The following is a 17,489-nucleotide window of genomic DNA, read 5'->3' as shown; positions in this document are numbered from 1 at the left end:
TTAATGACCGTTCTGTACGTCCAGAACAACCTGATACAACGCTTCGTTGCTAGGTGCGTTGCGCAGTCTTTCGCGCACGTCTTTGCGATCGAGCATGCTGGCAATCTGCCGGAGCAGTTCCAGGTGTGCATCGGTTGCCGCTTCTGGCACCAGCAAAACGAAAAGCAGGTCGACCGGCGCGCCATCGATGGCGTCGAAATCTATGGGGGCGTCGAGGTGCAGCAAGGCGCTTACAGGCGACTCGCAGCCCTTGAGGCGGCAATGGGGTATGGCGATGCCGTTGCCAAAACCGGTGGAACCCAGTTTTTCACGGGCAATAAGGCTCTCGAAAACATCCTGCATTTCGAGACCAGGCACTTCGCGGCTGATCAGGTTGGCAATATGTTCGAGTGCACGCTTTTTACTGCCGCCCGGCGCGTTCACCAGGGAACGGCCGGGGGTCAGGATACTTTCAAGTCGGATCATGGGTAGGGAGTATTAACGACCGGTCGCGCCCTGGAGCAGGCTTTGGGTCTTTTCCTTATGCTTTTTCAGTTGGCGATCAAGCTTGTCAGTGAGCAGATCGATGGCGGCATACATATCGTCATGCTCGGCGTTGGCAACGACTTCTCCTCCATGGATGTGCAAGGTGGCCTCGATTTTCTGTTTCAGTTTTTCGACCGCCATCGTTACCTGTACGTTGGTAATCTTGTCGAAGTGACGCTCCAGTCGGTCGAGTTTTTCGCCGATGTATGCGCGTAGCGGTTCGGTGACTTCCAGTTGGTGTCCACTGATGTTGACTTGCATACAGTTTCTCCTTTGATGCCATTGCATAAAGCGGCAGGCCGAGCAGCCTGCCACTGAAACGCCGGGGTCCGTGGCTTACATCAAACGCTTGCGTTCGCTCGAAGGCGCTATCCCGAGGGATTCGCGGTACTTGGCGACGGTGCGACGGGCTACCTGAATACCTTGTGCCTCCAGTAAACCAGCGATCTTGCTGTCACTCAACGGCTTTTTCTGATTTTCCGCTGCAACCAGTTTTTTGATGATGGCACGGATCGCGGTGGAGGAGCATTCGCCGCCTTCAGAGGTGCTGACGTGGCTGGAGAAAAAGTATTTAAGTTCATAAATGCCCCGTGGGGTATGCATGAATTTTTGTGTGGTAACCCGGGAAATGGTGGATTCGTGCATGCCCACCGCTTCGGCGATATCGTGCAGTACCAGGGGTTTCATGGCTTCATCGCCATGCTCGAGAAAGCCGCGTTGGTGCTCGACGATCTGGGTCGCCACTTTCATCAGGGTTTCGTTGCGGCTTTGCAGGCTTTTGATAAACCAGCGTGCTTCCTGCAGCTGGTTGCGCATAAAGGTGTTGTCGGCGCTGGTATCGGCTCTGCGTACGAAACCGGCGTATTGCGCGTTCACCCGCAGGCGCGGTACGGACTCCTGGTTAAGCTCGACCAGCCAGCGCTCGTTGTCCTTGCGCACGATCACGTCAGGTACGACGTATTCGGCTTCGCTGGATTCGATTTGCGAACCCGGGCGCGGGTTGAGGCTCTGTACCAGTTCAATGACCTGGCGCAGTTCGTCCTCTTTGAGCTTCATGCGGCGCATCAGCTGGCTGTAGTCGCGTGCGCCCAGCAGGTCGATGTAGTCGGTGACCAGGCGCTTGGCCTCGCTCAGCCAGGGGGTCTTGGCAGGCAGTTGGCGCAATTGCAGGAGCAGGCATTCACCCAGGTTGCGCGCGCCAATGCCAGCCGGTTCGAATTGCTGGATGCGGTGCAGGACGGCTTCGATTTCATCGAGTTCAATGTCCAGTTCCGGATCAAAGGCTTCGAGGATTTCTTCGAGGGTTTCGTCCAGGTAGCCCTGGTTGTTGATGCAGTCGATCAGGGTTACGCCGATCAGACGGTCGGTGTCGGACATCGGAGCCAGGTTCAATTGCCACAGCAGGTGGCTTTGCAGGCTTTCACCGGTCGAGGTGCGGGTGGTGAAGTCCCACTCGTCATCATCGTTGCTTGGCAGGCTGCTGGCGCTGGTCTGGTAGATGTCTTCCCAGGCAGTGTCCACGGGCAGTTCGTTGGGAATGCGCTCACCCCAGTCACCGTCTTCCAGATTATCTACGGTCTGGGCAGTTTCCTGGTAGGTGGGCTCTTGAACGTCGGGATTGGGCTTTTGCTCAATGTTGTCGGCAAGGGGGTCTGCATTGTCGAAGTCGTCGCCTTCTTCCTGGCGCTCGAGCATGGGGTTGGACTCCAGGGCTTCCTGGATTTCCTGTTGCAGATCGAGGGTCGACAATTGGAGCAGGCGGATGGCCTGTTGCAGCTGAGGTGTCATTGTCAGCTGCTGGCCCATTCTCAGGACTAGCGATGGTTTCATGGCAGGGGCTTAACACCTTATTCGCCGGCGCACATGGCGCCATCCACTACAGGGCGCGTGAGCGCCAAACATAAGCAAATTATATGCCTGAAACCGGTGCGTTTGCCTAGGGGGCGGTCTAAATTAGTTTGCGGGTGGTGAACTGATCGAGAGCACCCCGTTGAATATTCGGGCAATAAAATGCTGGCGCATTTTTACTGCCCGGATGCCCTGGCTGCCCATGATGTGTCCGGGCTTATAGGCGGAACTCGTGACCCAGGTAAACTTCCCGCACCAACTTGTTGGCCAGAATCGTTTCAGCATCGCCTTCAGCGATCAATTGCCCGTCATTGACGATATAGGCCGTTTCGCAGATATCGAGGGTTTCACGGACATTGTGGTCGGTGATCAGCACGCCAATGCCCTTGGCTTTGAGGTGGTAGATGATTTGTTTGATGTCGCCCACCGAGATCGGATCGACACCGGCAAAGGGTTCGTCGAGCAGGATGAACTTGGGTGCCGTGGCCAGTGCGCGGGCAATTTCTACCCGACGGCGCTCACCGCCCGACAGGCTCATGCCCAGGTTGTCGCGAATATGGTTGATATGGAATTCCTGCAGCAGGCTTTCCAGCTCCTTGCGACGACCGGTCTTGTCGAGCTCCTTGCGGGTTTCGAGGATTGCCATGATGTTGTCGGCCACCGACAGCTTGCGAAAGATCGAGGCTTCCTGTGGCAAGTAACCGATACCGGCGCGTGCGCGACCATGCATGGGCTCGTGGCTGACGTCCAGGTCATCGATCAGTACGCGACCCTGATCGGCGTGCACCAGGCCGACAATCATGTAGAAACAGGTGGTTTTGCCCGCGCCGTTGGGGCCGAGCAGGCCCACGATTTGCCCGCTGTCGATCGACAGGCTGACATCACGTACTACCTGACGGCTCTTGTAGCTTTTGGCCAGATGCTGGGCTTTCAGAGTTGCCATTACTGGGCCTTCTGCTGGTCGGTTTTCTTCTTGGGCTGGATCACCATGTCGATGCGCGGGCGAGGTGCGGTGACATTGGCGCCATTGGCGCGACCGGCACTGGCAATCTGTTTTACCGTGTCGTAGACGATTTTCTCGCCCTCGGTGGTATTGCCGTCGTTGATCACTTTGGCCTTGTCAATCAGTACGATGCGGTTTTGTGGTGCATGGTATTGAATGGTGACGGCATAAGCCTGTACCGGTTTGGGGTCAGTGGCTTTTTGCAGTTGCTCGAAGTAGGCCAGGTTGCCGACGGATGTCACCACGTCGATTTCGCCCGCAGCATTACGGGTGATGGTGACGGTGTTGCCGGTGATTTTCATCGAGCCCTGGGTGATGATGACATCGCCCTTGTAGGTGGCAATACCTTGCTTGTCATCCAGTTGTGCCTCGTTGGCCTGGATGCGAATAGGTTGTTCGGTGTCGTTCGGCAGAGCCCAGGCGCTCACGCTTCCCAGTGCTGCGCTCAGGCTGAGCAATAAAGGGAGGGTTTTAACGAGACTCATACTGTCCTCTTACGTTGGACAGCAGGTCCATCCTGCCGTCTTTCAAATATGCTTTCATGCCCTTGCCAGTGGTTACGCCGCCAGCGCCGTCGATTCTAACGTCTCGCTCGGTCTGCGCATATTCCTTCTGGGGGAATACAGTCATACGGGTACTGGTAATAATGGTGGTGCGGTTTTTTTCGTCAGTGCGCGCGATGCGCACCGAATCGATAAGCTCGACCTCGGTACCATCCGGGTTGACTTCACCGCGCTCGCTCTGCACGTGCCACGGGTAGGCCGCGCCGCGGTAGAGCTGCATTTTCGGTTGGGTCATCTGAGTGACCTCGGAAGCCTTCAAATGTTCAAGCTTCTCGGACGTCATGTCGTACTGCAGCTTGCCGTCAGGTAAAAACTGACGGCTGTGTGCATTGGTGGCGTAGTAGTCGATAGCGCTTTCATCCACCGCCAGGGTAGGGGCATTGAGAAAACGTTCCGGCCTGATATTCCAGTAGCCAGCAGCTGCAAACAGCGAGGCAATCACTGTAAACAGCACTATTTGGCGAATCTTTTTGCTCAGCATAGAAAGCTCTATAGGTAGGCGGCGTGGGCTGCGTCCAGGCTGCCCTGGGCACGCAGAATCAGCTCGCAGAATTCACGGGCGGCACCTTCGCCACCCCGCGCCCGGGTTACCCCGTGGGCGTGCTCGCGGACAAAGTCCGCAGCGTTGGCCACGGCCATGCCCAGACCTACCCGGCGGATAACCGGCAGGTCGGGCAAGTCATCTCCCAGGTAGGCAACCTGTTCATAGCTTAGGTTGAGTTGGCCAAGAAGCTCGTCCAGTACGACCAATTTGTCTTCGCGGCCCTGGTACAGATACGGGATGCCCAGGTTTTGTGCGCGACGCTCGACCACCGGGGTTTTGCGGCCGCTGATAATTGCCGTTTGCACACCGGCGGCCATAAGCATCTTGATGCCCTGGCCGTCGAGGGTATTGAAGGTCTTGAATTCGCTGCCATCTTCGAGGAAATACAGGCGGCCGTCGGTCAATACGCCGTCAACGTCAAAAATGGCCAGCTTGATGCCCTTGCCGCGCTTGAGAAGTTCCTGGGTCATTACATTACTCCTGCGCGTAGCAGATCGTGCATGTTCAAGGCGCCAACCGGACGATCTTGCTTGTCGACCACCACCAGCGCGCTGATTTTGTGGTCTTCCATGATTTTAAGGGCTTCGGCTGCCAGCATGTCGGCGCGGGCGGTTTTGCCGTGCGGGGTCATGACCGCGTCGATGGTGGCGTTGCGGATGTCGATTTCGCGGTCCAGGGTGCGGCGCAAGTCGCCGTCAGTAAAGATTCCGGCCAGTCGACCGTCCTCTTCTATGACGACGGTCATGCCCAGGCCCTTGTGGGTCATTTCCATCAACGCTTCCTTGAGCAATGTACCGCGCACGACTTGCGGCAGTTCATCACCAGAGTGCATGACGTTTTCCACTTTCAGCAATAGGCGTCGGCCCAGTGCTCCGCCGGGGTGGGAAAAGGCGAAATCTTCTGCAGTAAAACCGCGAGCTTCAAGCAGGGCAATAGCCAGTGCATCGCCCAGCACCAAGGTTGCCGTGGTGGACGAGGTCGGTGCCAGATTCAACGGGCAGGCTTCCTGGGCCACGCGGGCATCCAGGCTGACATCGGCGGCCTTGGCCAGCGGCGATTCGGGGTTGCCGGTCATGCTGATCAGCTTGATGCCCAGGCGCTTGATCAGTGGCAGCAGGGTGACGATTTCGGCGGTCGAGCCGGAGTTGGACAGTGCGAGGATAATGTCATCGCGGGTAATCATGCCCATGTCGCCGTGGCTGGCTTCTGCCGGGTGGACAAAAAAAGCCGTGGTGCCGGTGCTGGCCAGGGTTGCGGCAATTTTATTGCCGATGTGTCCTGACTTGCCCATGCCGACCACGACCACCCGGCCTTTACTGGCCAAAATCATCTCGCAAGCGCGTACGAAATCTGCGTCGATATGTGTCAGTAAGCCCTCTACGGCTTCCAGTTCGAGGCGGATGGTGCGTTGGGCGGATTGGATCAGGTCGCTGGATTGGCTCATGGTTGAAGTCGGGTAGCCTGAGAAAAGGCAACGATTATAGCGGTTATGTGGCGTTCCCTCACGCTTGATCGCTGTGCTTTATTGCATGTGCTTACAAAGTGCGCGTGTGTTTGCAGAAAAAACATCTTTATTTCACTGTACTGAGACTTAACCGGCACTCCTTCGGTCTTGGGCGGTCACTATGAGCAGTGGTATAGTTCGCCGCCAGTTCGGCCCGCCAGGGAACGCGTGCTTCTTCACAAGAAGTTTGGTGTCCGGGTGAGAGGCAGAGGCTGCATCGCAAGGAGTTTAGATGAGCGCCGATAACGCCTACGCGGTCGAGCTGAAGGGAGTGTCCTTCAAGCGCGGTACGCGCAGCATCTTCAATAATGTCGATATTCGCATCCCGCGTGGCAAGGTCACGGGGATCATGGGGCCGTCTGGCTGCGGCAAGACCACACTGTTGCGCCTGATGGGCATGCAACTGCGTCCCAACAGCGGCGAAGTGTGGGTCAACAATCAAAACCTGCCGGCCCTGTCGCGCAGTGATTTGTTTGATGCCCGCAAGCATATGGGCGTGTTGTTTCAGAGCGGTGCGCTGTTTACCGATCTGGACGTGTTCGAGAACGTTGCTTTCCCGTTGCGGGTGCATACCGAGCTGCCGGAAGAAATGATCCGTGACATCGTGCTGCTTAAATTGCAGGCGGTGGGCTTGCGCGGAGCTATCGACCTGATGCCCGACGAGTTGTCCGGCGGCATGAAACGCCGGGTGGCGCTGGCGCGGGCGATTGCCCTGGATCCGCAGATCCTGATGTATGACGAACCCTTCGTGGGGCAGGATCCCATTGCAATGGGCGTGCTGGTACGCCTGATTCGTTTGCTCAATGATGCGCTGGGCATTACCAGTATCGTGGTTTCTCACGATCTGGCTGAAACTGCGAGCATTGCCGACTATCTATATGTAGTCGGCGATGGCCAGGTGCTGGGGCAGGGCACGCCCGAAGAATTGATGAACGCCGATAACCCGCGCATTCGCCAGTTCATGACCGGCGACCCGGATGGCCCGGTTCCGTTCCACTTTCCGGCGTCGGACTACCGAACCGATCTACTGGGGAAGCGCTGATGCGCAAGATGTCATTAATGAGCCGTATCGGTCTGTTCGGCCGGGCCGGGATCGACACCGTTGCGGTACTGGGGCGTTCGGCAGTGTTCCTGTTTCATGCACTGCTGGGGCGTGGCGGTATCGGGGGCGGGTTTGGTTTGCTGGTCAGGCAGCTGCATTCGGTTGGCGTCATGTCGCTGGTCATTATCGTGGTGTCCGGCATATTTATCGGCATGGTACTGGCACTGCAAGGCTTCAGTATCCTGTCCAGCTATGGTTCGGAGCAGGCAGTGGGGCAGATGGTGGCCCTGACCCTGTTGCGCGAACTGGGTCCCGTGGTTACCGCCTTGCTGTTCGCCGGGCGCGCAGGGTCGGCGCTGACGGCTGAAATCGGCAACATGAAATCGACCGAGCAGCTGTCCAGCCTGGAAATGATCGGTGTTGATCCGCTCAAGTACATCATTGCGCCGCGGTTGTGGGCCGGGTTTATCTCCCTGCCTGTGCTGGCGATGATTTTCAGCGTGGTCGGGATCTGGGGTGGTTCGTGGGTTGCCGTGGACTGGCTCGGTGTCTACGACGGCTCCTACTGGGCCAACATGCAAAACAGCGTAACCTTCAGTGGTGACGTAATTAACGGGATCATCAAAAGCATCGTGTTTGCCTTTGTGGTGACCTGGATTGCCGTGTTTCAAGGTTATGACTGTGAGCCCACCTCAGAGGGGATCAGCCGTGCCACTACCAAGACCGTGGTGTATGCCTCACTGGCAGTCCTCGGGCTGGACTTTATATTGACCGCCTTGATGTTTGGAGATTTCTGATGCAAAACCGCACCATGGAAATCGGTGTCGGCCTGTTCCTGCTGGCTGGCATCCTGGCTTTGCTGTTGCTTGCCTTGCGGGTCAGCGGGCTGTCCCCGACGGCGAGCACTGACACCTACAAGCTCTATGCCAATTTCGACAATATTGCCGGGCTGACCGTGCGCGCCAAAGTCACCATGGCTGGCGTGACCATCGGCAAGGTGACAGCAATCGACCTGGACCGTGACAACTACATGGCCCGCGTCACATTGCAGCTCGAAAAAGCGGTGGATAACCTGCCTGTGGATTCGACAGCGTCTATCCTCACAGCAGGCCTGCTGGGCGAGAAATACATCGGCATCAGCGTGGGTGGCGAAGACGCGACCCTCAAGGACGGCGGCACCATTCACGACACGCAGTCGTCGCTGGTTCTTGAAGACCTGATCGGTAAATTCCTGCTCAATACCGTTAGCAAAGACGCCAAATAAGGAGCTTCCAGATGATTTCTCTCTTGCGCCGTGGCCTGCTGGTAATACTGGCCGCAGCCCTTCCTCTGGTGGCGAACGCCGCGCCGGGGCAGTCGGCCCATGACATCGTTTCAGATACCACGACAAGGTTGCTGGCCGACCTGGCTGCCAACAAGGAGCAATACAAACAAAGCCCAAGCAAGTTCTATGATGCCCTGAACGAAATCGTCGGCCCTGCAGTAGATGTTGATGGCATCTCCAAAAGCATCATGACGGTCAAGTACTCGCGCAATGCAACGCCTGCCCAGATGCAGCGCTTTCAAGAGAACTTCAAGCGCAGCCTGATGCAGTTCTACGGCAATGCCTTGCTTGAGTTCAAGAATCAGGGCATCACCGTTGGCCCGGCCAAGGACGAAAGCGGCGATCGCACCAGTGTCGACATGACCGTCAAGGGTGACAACGGCGCCATTTATCCATTGTCCTATACCCTTAACAAGGTCAACGGCGAGTGGAAAGTGCGTAACGTGATCATCAATGGCATCAATATCGGCAAGCTGTTCCGCGATCAGTTCGCCGATGCCATGCAGCGCAACGGCAACAACCTGGATAAAACCATCGACAACTGGGCGGGTGAAGTGGCCAAGGCCAAGCAGACCACTGATGCGGCATCGCCCAAGGCAGCCGGGCAATGAGTGAAGCGGCCATAACCCTGGCCGGCGAGAGCGAGCTTCGCCTTAGTGGCGTGCTCGATTATCAGACTGGCCCCCGTTTGCGCACAGAAGGTCAGGCCCTGATCAAAAAAGCCCTGGCCAAAGAGCTGGTGGTTGACTGCTCGGGCGTTACCAAATCGAGCAGCGTCGGTTTGTCGCTGCTGCTGTGTTATATCCGTGATGCCCAGGCCCTGAACAAGCCATTGAGCATTCGTGCCATGCCCGAAGACATGCGCGAAATCGCCCAGGTTTCGGGTGTGACCGAGCTGCTGGCACATCATTAATCGCCACATATAAATAAGCCCCCCTGTCAGAGTCCTGTTATGCGGGGTTCGCAGGCGCGGGGCTTTTTTGTATGATGGCCGACCCGTGCGCGTTAGGCGCCGATTGAGGTTGAGCATGCAGGCCGTAGAAGTGAAGAGCTTTCTTGAAGGAAAGCTGCCAGGAACCCAGGTAGAAGTTGAGGGCGAAGGCTGCAACTTTCAGTTGAACGTGATCAGTGACGAACTGGTGGCCCTGAGCCCGGTCAAACGTCAACAAAGCATCTATGCCCATTTGAACCCGTGGATCGCTGATGGCAGCATCCATGCGGTCACTATGAAATTCTTCAGCAGCGCGGCCTGGGCCGAGCGCACCTGAGCCCCCTGAGCCCATTGGCGTCGAGATTGTTATGGATAAATTGATTATTACCGGCGGTGCCCGCCTTGATGGCGAGATCCGCATTTCCGGGGCGAAGAACTCTGCCCTGCCGATCCTGGCAGCGACCCTGCTGTGCAATGGCCCGGTCACTGTAGCCAACCTGCCGCATTTGCATGACATCACCACCATGATCGAGCTGTTCGGTCGCATGGGCATTGAGCCGGTGATCGATGAAAAGCTCAGTGTCGAAATCAACCCGAACACCATCAAAACCCTGGTCGCGCCGTATGAGCTGGTGAAAACCATGCGCGCATCGATCCTGGTACTGGGGCCGATGGTTGCACGTTTCGGTTACGCTGAAGTTGCCTTGCCGGGCGGCTGCGCCATTGGCTCGCGTCCGGTTGACCTGCACATCCGCGGCCTTGAAGCCATGGGCGCAGTGATCGACGTTGAAGGTGGCTACATCAAGGCCAAGGCGCCTGAAGGCGGCTTGCGCGGTGCCAGCTTCTTCTTTGATACCGTCAGCGTGACCGGTACCGAGAACATCATGATGGCCGCAGCACTGGCCAACGGCCGCAGCGTATTGCAGAACTCTGCACGCGAGCCTGAAGTCGTCGACCTGGCCAACTTCCTGAACGCCATGGGCGCCAAGGTAAGCGGTGCTGGTACTGACACCATCACCATTGATGGCGTCAAAGAGCTGCATTCGGCGACTTACCGCGTCATGCCGGACCGTATTGAAACCGGTACTTACCTGGTAGCCGCTGCCGTCACCGGTGGCCGCGTGAAGGTCAAGGACACTGATCCGACCATCCTTGAAGCCGTCCTTGAGAAGCTCAAGGAAGCAGGCGCCGAGGTCACCACCGGTGAAGACTGGATCGAGCTGAACATGCACGGCAAACGCCCTAAAGCGGTGAACGTGCGTACTGCTCCGTACCCGGCGTTTCCGACCGACATGCAGGCGCAGTTCATCTCGCTCAACGCCATTGCCGAAGGCACGGGTGCAGTGATCGAGACGATCTTCGAAAACCGCTTCATGCACGTGTATGAACTGCACCGCATGGGCGCCAAGATCCAGGTTGAAGGCAACACTGCCATCGTGACCGGCACTGAAACCCTCAAGGGCGCGCCAGTAATGGCCACCGACCTGCGTGCTTCTGCCAGCCTGGTGATTTCGGCGCTGGTGGCGGAAGGCGATACCCTGATCGATCGCATCTACCACATAGACCGTGGTTACGAGTGCATCGAAGAAAAACTGCAAATGCTGGGCGCTAAAATCCGCCGCGTTCCGGGCTAGTTTTTGCTGTTTGGCATCATGGGCACAGGGATAGTGTCCAGCTGCCAGGTGACGTAACGGCCTGCAAGCGTTACCTTACCTGGCCTCGAATCGTTCAAGTCGAGCCTGATATCAGGCTCGATGCTTGTCCGGCGCCGATTGCGCACGGGCAAAAGTACCCTGATAAGGACTTACGTTTCCCATGTTGACCATTGCACTGTCCAAGGGCCGTATCCTTGACGACACCCTGCCGCTTCTGGCCGAAGCAGGCATTGTGCCGACCGAGAATCCGGACAAAAGCCGCAAGCTGATCATCCCGACCTCACAGCCTGACGTCCGCCTGCTGATCGTCCGTGCCACCGACGTGCCGACTTACGTTGAGCATGGTGCCGCCGACCTCGGTGTGGCCGGTAAAGACGTGCTGATGGAGTACGGTGGCCAGGGCCTGTACGAGCCGCTGGACCTGCAGATTGCCCAGTGCAAGCTGATGACCGCCGGTGCCATTGGTGTCGCTGAACCCAAGGGCCGCCTGCGCGTTGCGACCAAGTTCGTCAACGTCGCCAAGCGTTACTACGCCGAACAGGGCCGTCAGGTCGACATCATCAAGCTGTATGGCTCGATGGAGCTGGCCCCCCTGATTGGTCTGGCCGACAAGATCATTGACGTGGTCGATACCGGTAACACCTTGCGTGCCAATGGCCTGGAACCCCAGGAATTCATTGCCGCCATCAGCTCCCGCCTGGTGGTTAACAAGGCTTCGATGAAAATGCAGCACGCCCGTATTCAAGCCCTGATCGATACCCTGCGCAAAGCAGTGGAATCTCGACACCGCGGCTGACTCACCTGCGCGGCTTCAGGTCGCGCCCATCTATCCGCGTAATAGCCAGAAATCTCAGGTACCCACGCGGATGGCTTGGTAGTCTTGTGGTGCCTGAGCTGCGCAAAACCTTTATTCCAAGCATTCGCCCATTACCGAGGCCCTCGCTATGACCGCTCCCACTGCAATTCGCCGACTCAACGCTGCTGACCCGGACTTCGCGCAGCATCTGGATCATCTGCTGAGCTGGGAAAGTGTGTCTGACGACTCGGTCAACCAGCGTGTGCTCGACATCATCAAGGCTGTGCGTGAGCGGGGCGACGCTGCCCTGGTTGAGTTCACCCAGCGCTTTGACGGGCTTGAAGTGGCCTCGATGGCTGACCTGATCCTGCCGCGCGAGCGCCTGGAACTGGCCCTGACCCGCATCACTGCGCCACAACGTGAAGCACTGGAAACGGCCGCACAGCGCGTGCGCAGCTACCACGAGAAACAGAAACAGGACTCCTGGAGCTACACCGAAGCCGATGGTACGGTGCTGGGCCAGAAAGTCACGCCGCTGGATCGCGCCGGTCTGTACGTACCGGGTGGCAAGGCGTCGTACCCTTCGTCGGTGCTGATGAACGCGATTCCGGCCAAGGTTGCCGGCGTGACCGAAGTGGTGATGGTCGTGCCGACCCCGCGTGGCGAAATCAATGAGCTGGTGCTGGCTGCCGCCTGCATTGCGGGCGTTGACCGGGTGTTCACCATTGGTGGCGCACAAGCGGTTGCGGCATTGGCTTATGGCACCGAAAGCGTACCCAAAGTCGACAAGGTGGTAGGCCCGGGTAATATCTACGTCGCGACCGCCAAGCGCCATGTATTTGGCCAGGTAGGCATCGACATGATTGCCGGCCCTTCGGAGATCCTCGTCGTGTGCGACGGCCAGACCGACCCGGACTGGATTGCCATGGATCTGTTCTCCCAGGCCGAGCACGATGAAGACGCGCAAGCGATTCTGGTTAGCCCCGATGCCGAGTTCCTCGACAAGGTGGCGGCCAGCATCGCCAAACTGCTGCCGACCATGGAGCGGGCCGAAATCATCGAAACCTCGATCAATGGTCGTGGTGCGCTGATTTTGGTGAACGACATGCAGCAGGCTATCGACGTGGCTAACCGCATTGCTCCGGAACACCTGGAGCTGTCGGTGGCTGATCCGCAAGCCTGGTTGCCGCAGATCCGCCACGCCGGTGCGATCTTTATGGGTCGTCACACCTCAGAGGCGCTGGGCGACTACTGCGCAGGGCCTAATCACGTACTGCCGACTTCCGGTACGGCGCGTTTTTCGTCACCGCTTGGCGTTTATGATTTCCAGAAGCGCTCCTCGATTATCTTCTGCTCCGAGCAGGGTGCTTCCGACTTGGGCAAAACCGCTTCGATTCTCGCTCGCGGCGAATCGCTGACCGGTCACGCCCGCAGTGCCGAATACCGCATCCTCGCCGACAAACAGGGGTAACAAGTATGAGCAAGTTCTGGAGCCCATTCGTTAAAGCCCTGGTGCCTTATGTGCCGGGTGAGCAACCGAAGCTGACCAAACTGGTCAAGCTCAACACCAACGAAAACCCCTATGGGCCTTCGCCTAAAGCGCTGGCAGCGATGCAGGCCGAAATCAATGACAACCTGCGTTTATACCCCGACCCGAACAGCGACCTGCTTAAGCAGGCGGTGGCCGAGTATTACGGTGTGCAGACCAATCAGGTGTTTTTGGGCAACGGCTCGGACGAAGTGCTGGCCCATGTTTTCAATGGCCTGTTCCAGCACGACAAACCGCTGCTGTTTCCGGATATAAGTTACAGTTTTTATCCGGTTTACTGCGGCCTGTATGGCATCGAGTTTGACGCCATAGCACTGGATGAGCAGTTCCAGATCCAGCCTGCGGACTACACCCGGGCCAATGGCGGGATCATCTTCCCCAACCCCAATGCACCGACCGGTTGCCTGCTGGCGCTGGAGGCCATCGAACAGATCCTCAAGGCCAACCCTGATTCGGTGGTCGTGGTGGATGAAGCGTATATCGACTTTGGCGGCGAAACGGCCATCAGCCTGGTGGACCGTTATCCGAACCTGCTGGTCACCCAGACCCTGTCCAAGTCGCGCTCCCTGGCCGGTTTGCGTGTCGGCCTGGCGGTGGGCCATCCGGATCTGATCGAAGCGCTGGAGCGAATCAAGAACAGCTTCAACTCCTATCCGCTTGATCGTATCGCCATTGTTGGCGCAGCGGCAGCGTTTGCCGACCGCGAGTATTTCGAACAGACCTGCCAGTGGGTGATCGACAGTCGCGAGCAAGTGGTCGCGCAGTTGCAGGCGCTGGGTTTTGAAGTGCTGCCATCGGCCGCGAACTTTATCTTCGCCCGTCACCCGGAACACGATGCGGCGGCGTTGGCGGCCAAGCTGCGTGATCAGGGGGTGATCGTGCGTCACTTCAAGCAACTGCGCATTGCCCAGTTCCTGCGCATCAGCATCGGCACGCCGGAGCAGAATGCGGCGTTGATTGAAGGGTTGTCAGACTTGTAACCGCTGCCCTCTCCCGGAGGGAGAGGGCTGGGGTGAGGGTTTTCAGTCGTTCTGCGGCGGCTGCTCTTGCGGCGGTCGCAGGCCCACTGCGGCGGTGAGCTTGAGCTCTTTGCCGTTGCGCATGACCTGTATGGTGATTTTGTCCGAAGGTTTGATCCGCGCCACCTGATTCATCGAACGACGGCCATCGCTGGCGGGTTCGCCATCAATGCTCAGAATCACGTCTCCCAGTTGCAAACCGGCTTTTTGCGCCGGGCCATCACGGAAAATCCCCGCCACAACAATTCCCGGACGACCACTGAGGCCAAACGACTCGGCCAGCTCCTGGGTCAACGGCTGCACTTCAATGCCCAGCCAGCCGCGAATCACCTGGCCGTGCTCGATGATCGACTTCATGACTTCCATGGCCAGATTGATCGGGATCGCAAAACCGATGCCCTGTGAGCCGCCGGACTTGGAGAAAATCGCGGTGTTGATGCCGGTCAGGTTACCGTTGGCATCCACCAGCGCGCCGCCCGAGTTACCCGGGTTGATCGCGGCATCCGTCTGGATAAAGTCTTCGTAGTTGTTCAGGCCCAACTGGTTGCGCCCGGTGGCACTGATAATGCCCATGGTGGTGGTCTGGCCAACGCCAAACGGGTTGCCGATCGCCAGGGCGATATCACCGATGCGCAGGGTGTCCGAGCGGCCGATGGTAATTGCAGGCAGGTTTTTCAGGTCGATCTTCAGTACTGCCAGGTCCGTTTCCGGGTCGCTACCAATAACCCGTGCATGTGTTTCGCGGCCGTCCTTGAGTGCCACCACAATCTGGTCGGCACCTGCGACTACATGGTTATTGGTCAGTAAATAGCCCTCGGGGCTCATCAGCACTGCCGAACCCAGGCTGGACTCCATACGACGCTGTTTAGGCTCGTTGTTGCCGAAAAAGTGACGGAACTGCGGGTCTTCAAACAATGGGCGGGCGTTTTTGTTCACCACCTTGGTGGTGTACAAGTTGGCCACGGCAGGCGCGGCGCGCACCACTGCATCGGCGTAGGTCACGGGACCCTGCTGCATGTAACTGGTTTGCGGGGCTTGTTGCAGATTAACGTCCAGGCTCGGCAGCCCAACCCATTGCGGGTAACGCTGAATAATCAGCAAAGCGATAAGCACGCCAGCCAGCAACGGCCAGCCAAAGAAACGCAAAGCCTTAAACATTGAACTCAGTCCTGAAGGTTGCAGAGCCATTCTGACGGCCCATAATGACGCCATTATACGAGGGCCGCCCGGCTCTGAACGCTATATTTAGGAGTCTTTTATGGCTGTCTCCCTGAGCACGCTGGTAGAAGAGGCAAATCGTTACCTCAACTGTGCCGCCATCGGCGATTACTGCCCCAATGGCTTGCAAGTCGAAGGCCGCCCGCAGGTGATGCGTATAGTCAGTGGCGTGACCGCCAGCCAGGCATTGCTGGATGCCGCAGTCGAGGCCCAGGCTGATCTGGTGCTGGTGCATCACGGCTACTTCTGGAAAGGCGAAGACCCGTGCGTTACCGGTATGAAGCAGCGCCGCCTGAAAACCCTGCTCAAGCACGATATCAGCCTGCTGGCCTACCACTTGCCGCTGGATCTGCATCCAGAAGTGGGCAACAACGTGCAATTGGCCCGGCAGCTGGATATCACCGTCGAAGGTCCGCTGGAACCGGGCAATTCGAAAGTGGTGGGGCTGGTGGGTTCCTTGGCCGAGCCTGTAACGGCCCGCGATTTTGCCCGCCGTGTGCAAGAAGCGCTGGGCCGTGAGCCGTTGCTGATTGAAGGCAGCGAAATGATCCGCCGCGTGGGCTGGTGTACCGGTGGCGGGCAGGGCTTTATCGATCAGGCGGTACAGGCGGGGGTTGATCTGTACCTGAGTGGCGAAGCGTCAGAGCAGACTTTCCATAGTGCCAGGGAAAACGACATCAGCTTTATTGCCGCAGGCCATCACGCCACCGAACGTTATGGCGTGCAAGCCCTGGGGGATTACCTGGCGCGGCGCTTCGCCCTGGAACACCTGTTTATCGATTGCCCGAATCCGATCTGAGCATTGGAGTTGAACCCTGTGGGAGCGGGCTTGCTCGCGATCGAATCAACGCGTTCTTGCTGTATAACCGCATTGCCTGCATCGCGAGCAAGCCCGCTCCCACATGGAGTAATCGCCCAAACTCCGAGGTCTATTCTTAGACCGTTTCGATCTAGTTGGCGCCATCTATAGAAGAGGGTGCTGTGCTAGCATTCGCCCCTCGAACACGGCCCGCAGGCCGTTCATAAGATAGCTTTCGTGAGTAGCCATGGTCGACAAACTGACGCACCTGAAACAGCTGGAGGCGGAAAGCATCCACATCATCCGCGAGGTGGCCGCCGAGTTCGATAACCCGGTGATGCTGTACTCGATCGGTAAAGATTCCGCCGTGATGCTGCACCTTGCTCGCAAGGCGTTTTTCCCTGGCAAGCTGCCGTTTCCGGTGATGCATGTCGACACCCAGTGGAAATTCCAGGAGATGTACAGCTTTCGCGACAAGATGGTCGCCGAGCTGGGCCTGGACCTGATCACTCACGTCAACCCGGACGGCGTGGCACAAGGGATTAACCCTTTCACCCACGGCAGCGCCAAGCATACCGATATCATGAAGACCGAGGGCCTGAAGCAGGCTCTGGACAAATACGGTTTTGATGCAGCCTTTGGTGGTGCGCGTCGCGATGAAGAAAAATCCCGTGCCAAAGAGCGCGTGTATTCCTTCCGTGACAGCAAGCACCGCTGGGACCCGAAAAATCAGCGGCCCGAGTTGTGGAACGTCTACAACGGCAACGTCAACAAGGGCGAATCGATTCGCGTGTTCCCGTTGTCGAACTGGACCGAGCTGGATATCTGGCAGTACATCTACCTCGAAGGCATCCCGATTGTGCCGCTGTACTTCGCCGCAGAACGCGAAGTGATCGAGAAGAACGGCACGCTGATCATGATCGACGACGAGCGCATCCTTGAGCACCTGTCTGATGAAGACAAGGCGCGTATCGTCAAGAAAAAGGTCCGTTTCCGTACGCTTGGCTGCTACCCGCTGACCGGCGCGGTGGAGTCCGAGGCTGAAACCCTGACCGACATCATCCAGGAAATGCTCCTGACGCGAACTTCCGAGCGCCAGGGCCGAGTCATCGATCACGATGGCGCAGGCTCGATGGAAGATAAAAAACGTCAAGGTTATTTCTAAGGGG

General features: G+C 57.9%; 21 protein-coding genes. 12 read left to right on the top strand and 9 right to left on the bottom strand.

The window, feature by feature from the left end; all coding sequences use genetic code 11:
• The 8 genes from ptsN to GHO42_RS13760 form a co-directional block, all read right to left on the bottom strand.
• On the bottom strand, positions 1-465 hold the full coding sequence (ptsN, locus tag GHO42_RS13795; protein WP_095001138.1) for a PTS IIA-like nitrogen regulatory protein PtsN: 465 nt from the start codon (positions 463-465) through the stop codon (positions 1-3).
• Between the two features lie 12 nt (positions 466-477).
• Positions 478-786, bottom strand: coding sequence for a ribosome hibernation-promoting factor, HPF/YfiA family (gene hpf, locus GHO42_RS13790; protein ID WP_016781796.1), 309 nt, complete (start codon positions 784-786; stop codon positions 478-480).
• A 75-nt stretch (positions 787-861) separates the two neighbouring features.
• Complete coding sequence (locus GHO42_RS13785; RefSeq protein ID WP_095001139.1) at positions 862-2,355, bottom strand: RNA polymerase factor sigma-54; 1,494 nt, start codon at positions 2,353-2,355, stop codon at positions 862-864.
• Positions 2,356-2,590: 235 nt separating this feature from the next.
• Positions 2,591-3,316 carry an LPS export ABC transporter ATP-binding protein gene (gene lptB / locus GHO42_RS13780; RefSeq protein WP_095001140.1) on the bottom strand — a complete coding sequence of 242 codons (726 nt, stop codon included), beginning with the start codon at positions 3,314-3,316 and terminating at the stop codon, positions 2,591-2,593.
• On the bottom strand, positions 3,316-3,861 hold the full coding sequence (gene lptA, locus GHO42_RS13775; protein WP_095001141.1) for a lipopolysaccharide transport periplasmic protein LptA: 546 nt from the start codon (positions 3,859-3,861) through the stop codon (positions 3,316-3,318). Before lptA ends, lptB begins: the two co-directional genes overlap by 1 nt.
• Positions 3,848-4,420, bottom strand: coding sequence for an LPS export ABC transporter periplasmic protein LptC (gene lptC, locus GHO42_RS13770; RefSeq protein WP_153326380.1), 573 nt, complete (start codon positions 4,418-4,420; stop codon positions 3,848-3,850). The genes lptA and lptC overlap by 14 nt, the downstream gene beginning before the upstream one ends.
• 8 nt (positions 4,421-4,428) lie before the next feature.
• A complete protein-coding gene (locus GHO42_RS13765) occupies positions 4,429-4,953 on the bottom strand; it encodes an HAD family hydrolase (protein ID WP_095001143.1) in 525 nt (174 codons plus the stop codon).
• The gene (locus tag GHO42_RS13760) at positions 4,953-5,927 is read right to left on the bottom strand and encodes a KpsF/GutQ family sugar-phosphate isomerase (RefSeq protein WP_095001144.1); all 975 of its coding nucleotides are present in this window, start codon (positions 5,925-5,927) and stop codon (positions 4,953-4,955) included. Before GHO42_RS13760 ends, GHO42_RS13765 begins: the two co-directional genes overlap by 1 nt.
• A gap of 292 nt (positions 5,928-6,219) precedes the next feature.
• On the opposite strand from GHO42_RS13760, the gene GHO42_RS13755 reads away from it, so the two are divergent.
• The 10 genes from GHO42_RS13755 (at position 6,220) to hisC (ending at position 14,264) form a co-directional block, all read left to right on the top strand.
• Positions 6,220-7,029: an ATP-binding cassette domain-containing protein gene (locus tag GHO42_RS13755; RefSeq protein WP_095001145.1), complete on the top strand. Its 810-nt coding sequence runs from the start codon at positions 6,220-6,222 to the stop codon at positions 7,027-7,029.
• Positions 7,029-7,826, top strand: a complete 798-nt coding sequence (gene mlaE, locus GHO42_RS13750) for a lipid asymmetry maintenance ABC transporter permease subunit MlaE (RefSeq protein ID WP_095001146.1) — start codon at positions 7,029-7,031, stop codon at positions 7,824-7,826. Before GHO42_RS13755 ends, mlaE begins: the two co-directional genes overlap by 1 nt.
• Complete coding sequence (mlaD, locus tag GHO42_RS13745; RefSeq protein ID WP_095018238.1) at positions 7,826-8,293, top strand: outer membrane lipid asymmetry maintenance protein MlaD; 468 nt, start codon at positions 7,826-7,828, stop codon at positions 8,291-8,293. The genes mlaE and mlaD overlap by 1 nt, the downstream gene beginning before the upstream one ends.
• A gap of 11 nt (positions 8,294-8,304) precedes the next feature.
• A complete protein-coding gene (locus GHO42_RS13740) occupies positions 8,305-8,964 on the top strand; it encodes a phospholipid-binding protein MlaC (RefSeq protein WP_095001148.1) in 660 nt (219 codons plus the stop codon).
• On the top strand, positions 8,961-9,266 hold the full coding sequence (locus GHO42_RS13735) for a lipid asymmetry maintenance protein MlaB (protein ID WP_095001149.1): 306 nt from the start codon (positions 8,961-8,963) through the stop codon (positions 9,264-9,266). Before GHO42_RS13740 ends, GHO42_RS13735 begins: the two co-directional genes overlap by 4 nt.
• Before the next feature lie 115 nt (positions 9,267-9,381).
• Positions 9,382-9,621 carry a BolA family protein gene (locus GHO42_RS13730; protein WP_003439919.1) on the top strand — a complete coding sequence of 80 codons (240 nt, stop codon included), beginning with the start codon at positions 9,382-9,384 and terminating at the stop codon, positions 9,619-9,621.
• A gap of 31 nt (positions 9,622-9,652) precedes the next feature.
• A complete protein-coding gene (gene murA / locus GHO42_RS13725; protein ID WP_095001150.1) occupies positions 9,653-10,918 on the top strand; it encodes a UDP-N-acetylglucosamine 1-carboxyvinyltransferase in 1,266 nt (421 codons plus the stop codon).
• Between the two features lie 181 nt (positions 10,919-11,099).
• The gene (gene hisG / locus GHO42_RS13720; protein WP_016781809.1) at positions 11,100-11,735 is read left to right on the top strand and encodes an ATP phosphoribosyltransferase; all 636 of its coding nucleotides are present in this window, start codon (positions 11,100-11,102) and stop codon (positions 11,733-11,735) included.
• Between the two features lie 148 nt (positions 11,736-11,883).
• Positions 11,884-13,206 (top strand): histidinol dehydrogenase, encoded by a 1,323-nt coding sequence (gene hisD / locus GHO42_RS13715; protein ID WP_095001151.1) that lies wholly within the window; start codon positions 11,884-11,886, stop codon positions 13,204-13,206.
• A 5-nt stretch (positions 13,207-13,211) separates the two neighbouring features.
• Positions 13,212-14,264 (top strand): histidinol-phosphate transaminase, encoded by a 1,053-nt coding sequence (hisC, locus tag GHO42_RS13710; protein ID WP_095024927.1) that lies wholly within the window; start codon positions 13,212-13,214, stop codon positions 14,262-14,264.
• 42 nt (positions 14,265-14,306) lie between these two features.
• Here the strand turns inward: hisC and algW are convergent, their stop codons facing one another.
• Positions 14,307-15,461 carry a Do family serine endopeptidase AlgW gene (gene algW, locus GHO42_RS13705; protein WP_095001153.1) on the bottom strand — a complete coding sequence of 385 codons (1,155 nt, stop codon included), beginning with the start codon at positions 15,459-15,461 and terminating at the stop codon, positions 14,307-14,309.
• A 100-nt stretch (positions 15,462-15,561) separates the two neighbouring features.
• Between algW and GHO42_RS13700 the strand changes: the two genes are divergently transcribed.
• The gene (locus tag GHO42_RS13700) at positions 15,562-16,320 is read left to right on the top strand and encodes a Nif3-like dinuclear metal center hexameric protein (protein WP_095001154.1); all 759 of its coding nucleotides are present in this window, start codon (positions 15,562-15,564) and stop codon (positions 16,318-16,320) included.
• A 247-nt stretch (positions 16,321-16,567) separates the two neighbouring features.
• On the top strand, positions 16,568-17,485 hold the full coding sequence (cysD, locus tag GHO42_RS13695; RefSeq protein WP_095001155.1) for a sulfate adenylyltransferase subunit CysD: 918 nt from the start codon (positions 16,568-16,570) through the stop codon (positions 17,483-17,485).
• Positions 17,486-17,489 lie beyond the last annotated feature (4 nt).

The organism is Pseudomonas sp. FSL R10-0056 (genome assembly GCF_009600105.1).
In the GTDB taxonomy this organism is placed as follows: Bacteria; Pseudomonadota; Gammaproteobacteria; order Pseudomonadales; family Pseudomonadaceae; genus Aquipseudomonas; species Aquipseudomonas bubulae.
The sequence above is the reverse complement of the archived record's forward strand: the minus strand, read 5'-3'. Positions and strand labels throughout refer to the sequence as shown.

Excerpts from the sequence above, each read along its gene's own strand:
- ptsN (WP_095001138.1), bottom strand. The coding sequence starts at position 465 with ATGATCCGACTTGAAAGTATCCTGACCCCCGGCCGTTCCCTGGTGAAC.
- hpf (WP_016781796.1), bottom strand. The coding sequence starts at position 786 with ATGCAAGTCAACATCAGTGGACACCAACTGGAAGTCACCGAACCGCTA.
- GHO42_RS13785 (WP_095001139.1), bottom strand. The coding sequence starts at position 2,355 with ATGAAACCATCGCTAGTCCTGAGAATGGGCCAGCAGCTGACAATGACA.
- lptB (WP_095001140.1), bottom strand. The coding sequence starts at position 3,316 with ATGGCAACTCTGAAAGCCCAGCATCTGGCCAAAAGCTACAAGAGCCGT.
- lptA (WP_095001141.1), bottom strand. The coding sequence starts at position 3,861 with ATGAGTCTCGTTAAAACCCTCCCTTTATTGCTCAGCCTGAGCGCAGCA.
- lptC (WP_153326380.1), bottom strand. The coding sequence starts at position 4,420 with ATGCTGAGCAAAAAGATTCGCCAAATAGTGCTGTTTACAGTGATTGCC.
- GHO42_RS13765 (WP_095001143.1), bottom strand. The coding sequence starts at position 4,953 with ATGACCCAGGAACTTCTCAAGCGCGGCAAGGGCATCAAGCTGGCCATT.
- GHO42_RS13760 (WP_095001144.1), bottom strand. The coding sequence starts at position 5,927 with ATGAGCCAATCCAGCGACCTGATCCAATCCGCCCAACGCACCATCCGC.
- GHO42_RS13755 (WP_095001145.1), top strand. The coding sequence starts at position 6,220 with ATGAGCGCCGATAACGCCTACGCGGTCGAGCTGAAGGGAGTGTCCTTC.
- mlaE (WP_095001146.1), top strand. The coding sequence starts at position 7,029 with ATGCGCAAGATGTCATTAATGAGCCGTATCGGTCTGTTCGGCCGGGCC.
- mlaD (WP_095018238.1), top strand. The coding sequence starts at position 7,826 with ATGCAAAACCGCACCATGGAAATCGGTGTCGGCCTGTTCCTGCTGGCT.
- GHO42_RS13740 (WP_095001148.1), top strand. The coding sequence starts at position 8,305 with ATGATTTCTCTCTTGCGCCGTGGCCTGCTGGTAATACTGGCCGCAGCC.
- GHO42_RS13735 (WP_095001149.1), top strand. The coding sequence starts at position 8,961 with ATGAGTGAAGCGGCCATAACCCTGGCCGGCGAGAGCGAGCTTCGCCTT.
- GHO42_RS13730 (WP_003439919.1), top strand. The coding sequence starts at position 9,382 with ATGCAGGCCGTAGAAGTGAAGAGCTTTCTTGAAGGAAAGCTGCCAGGA.
- murA (WP_095001150.1), top strand. The coding sequence starts at position 9,653 with ATGGATAAATTGATTATTACCGGCGGTGCCCGCCTTGATGGCGAGATC.
- hisG (WP_016781809.1), top strand. The coding sequence starts at position 11,100 with ATGTTGACCATTGCACTGTCCAAGGGCCGTATCCTTGACGACACCCTG.
- hisD (WP_095001151.1), top strand. The coding sequence starts at position 11,884 with ATGACCGCTCCCACTGCAATTCGCCGACTCAACGCTGCTGACCCGGAC.
- hisC (WP_095024927.1), top strand. The coding sequence starts at position 13,212 with ATGAGCAAGTTCTGGAGCCCATTCGTTAAAGCCCTGGTGCCTTATGTG.
- algW (WP_095001153.1), bottom strand. The coding sequence starts at position 15,461 with ATGTTTAAGGCTTTGCGTTTCTTTGGCTGGCCGTTGCTGGCTGGCGTG.
- GHO42_RS13700 (WP_095001154.1), top strand. The coding sequence starts at position 15,562 with ATGGCTGTCTCCCTGAGCACGCTGGTAGAAGAGGCAAATCGTTACCTC.
- cysD (WP_095001155.1), top strand. The coding sequence starts at position 16,568 with ATGGTCGACAAACTGACGCACCTGAAACAGCTGGAGGCGGAAAGCATC.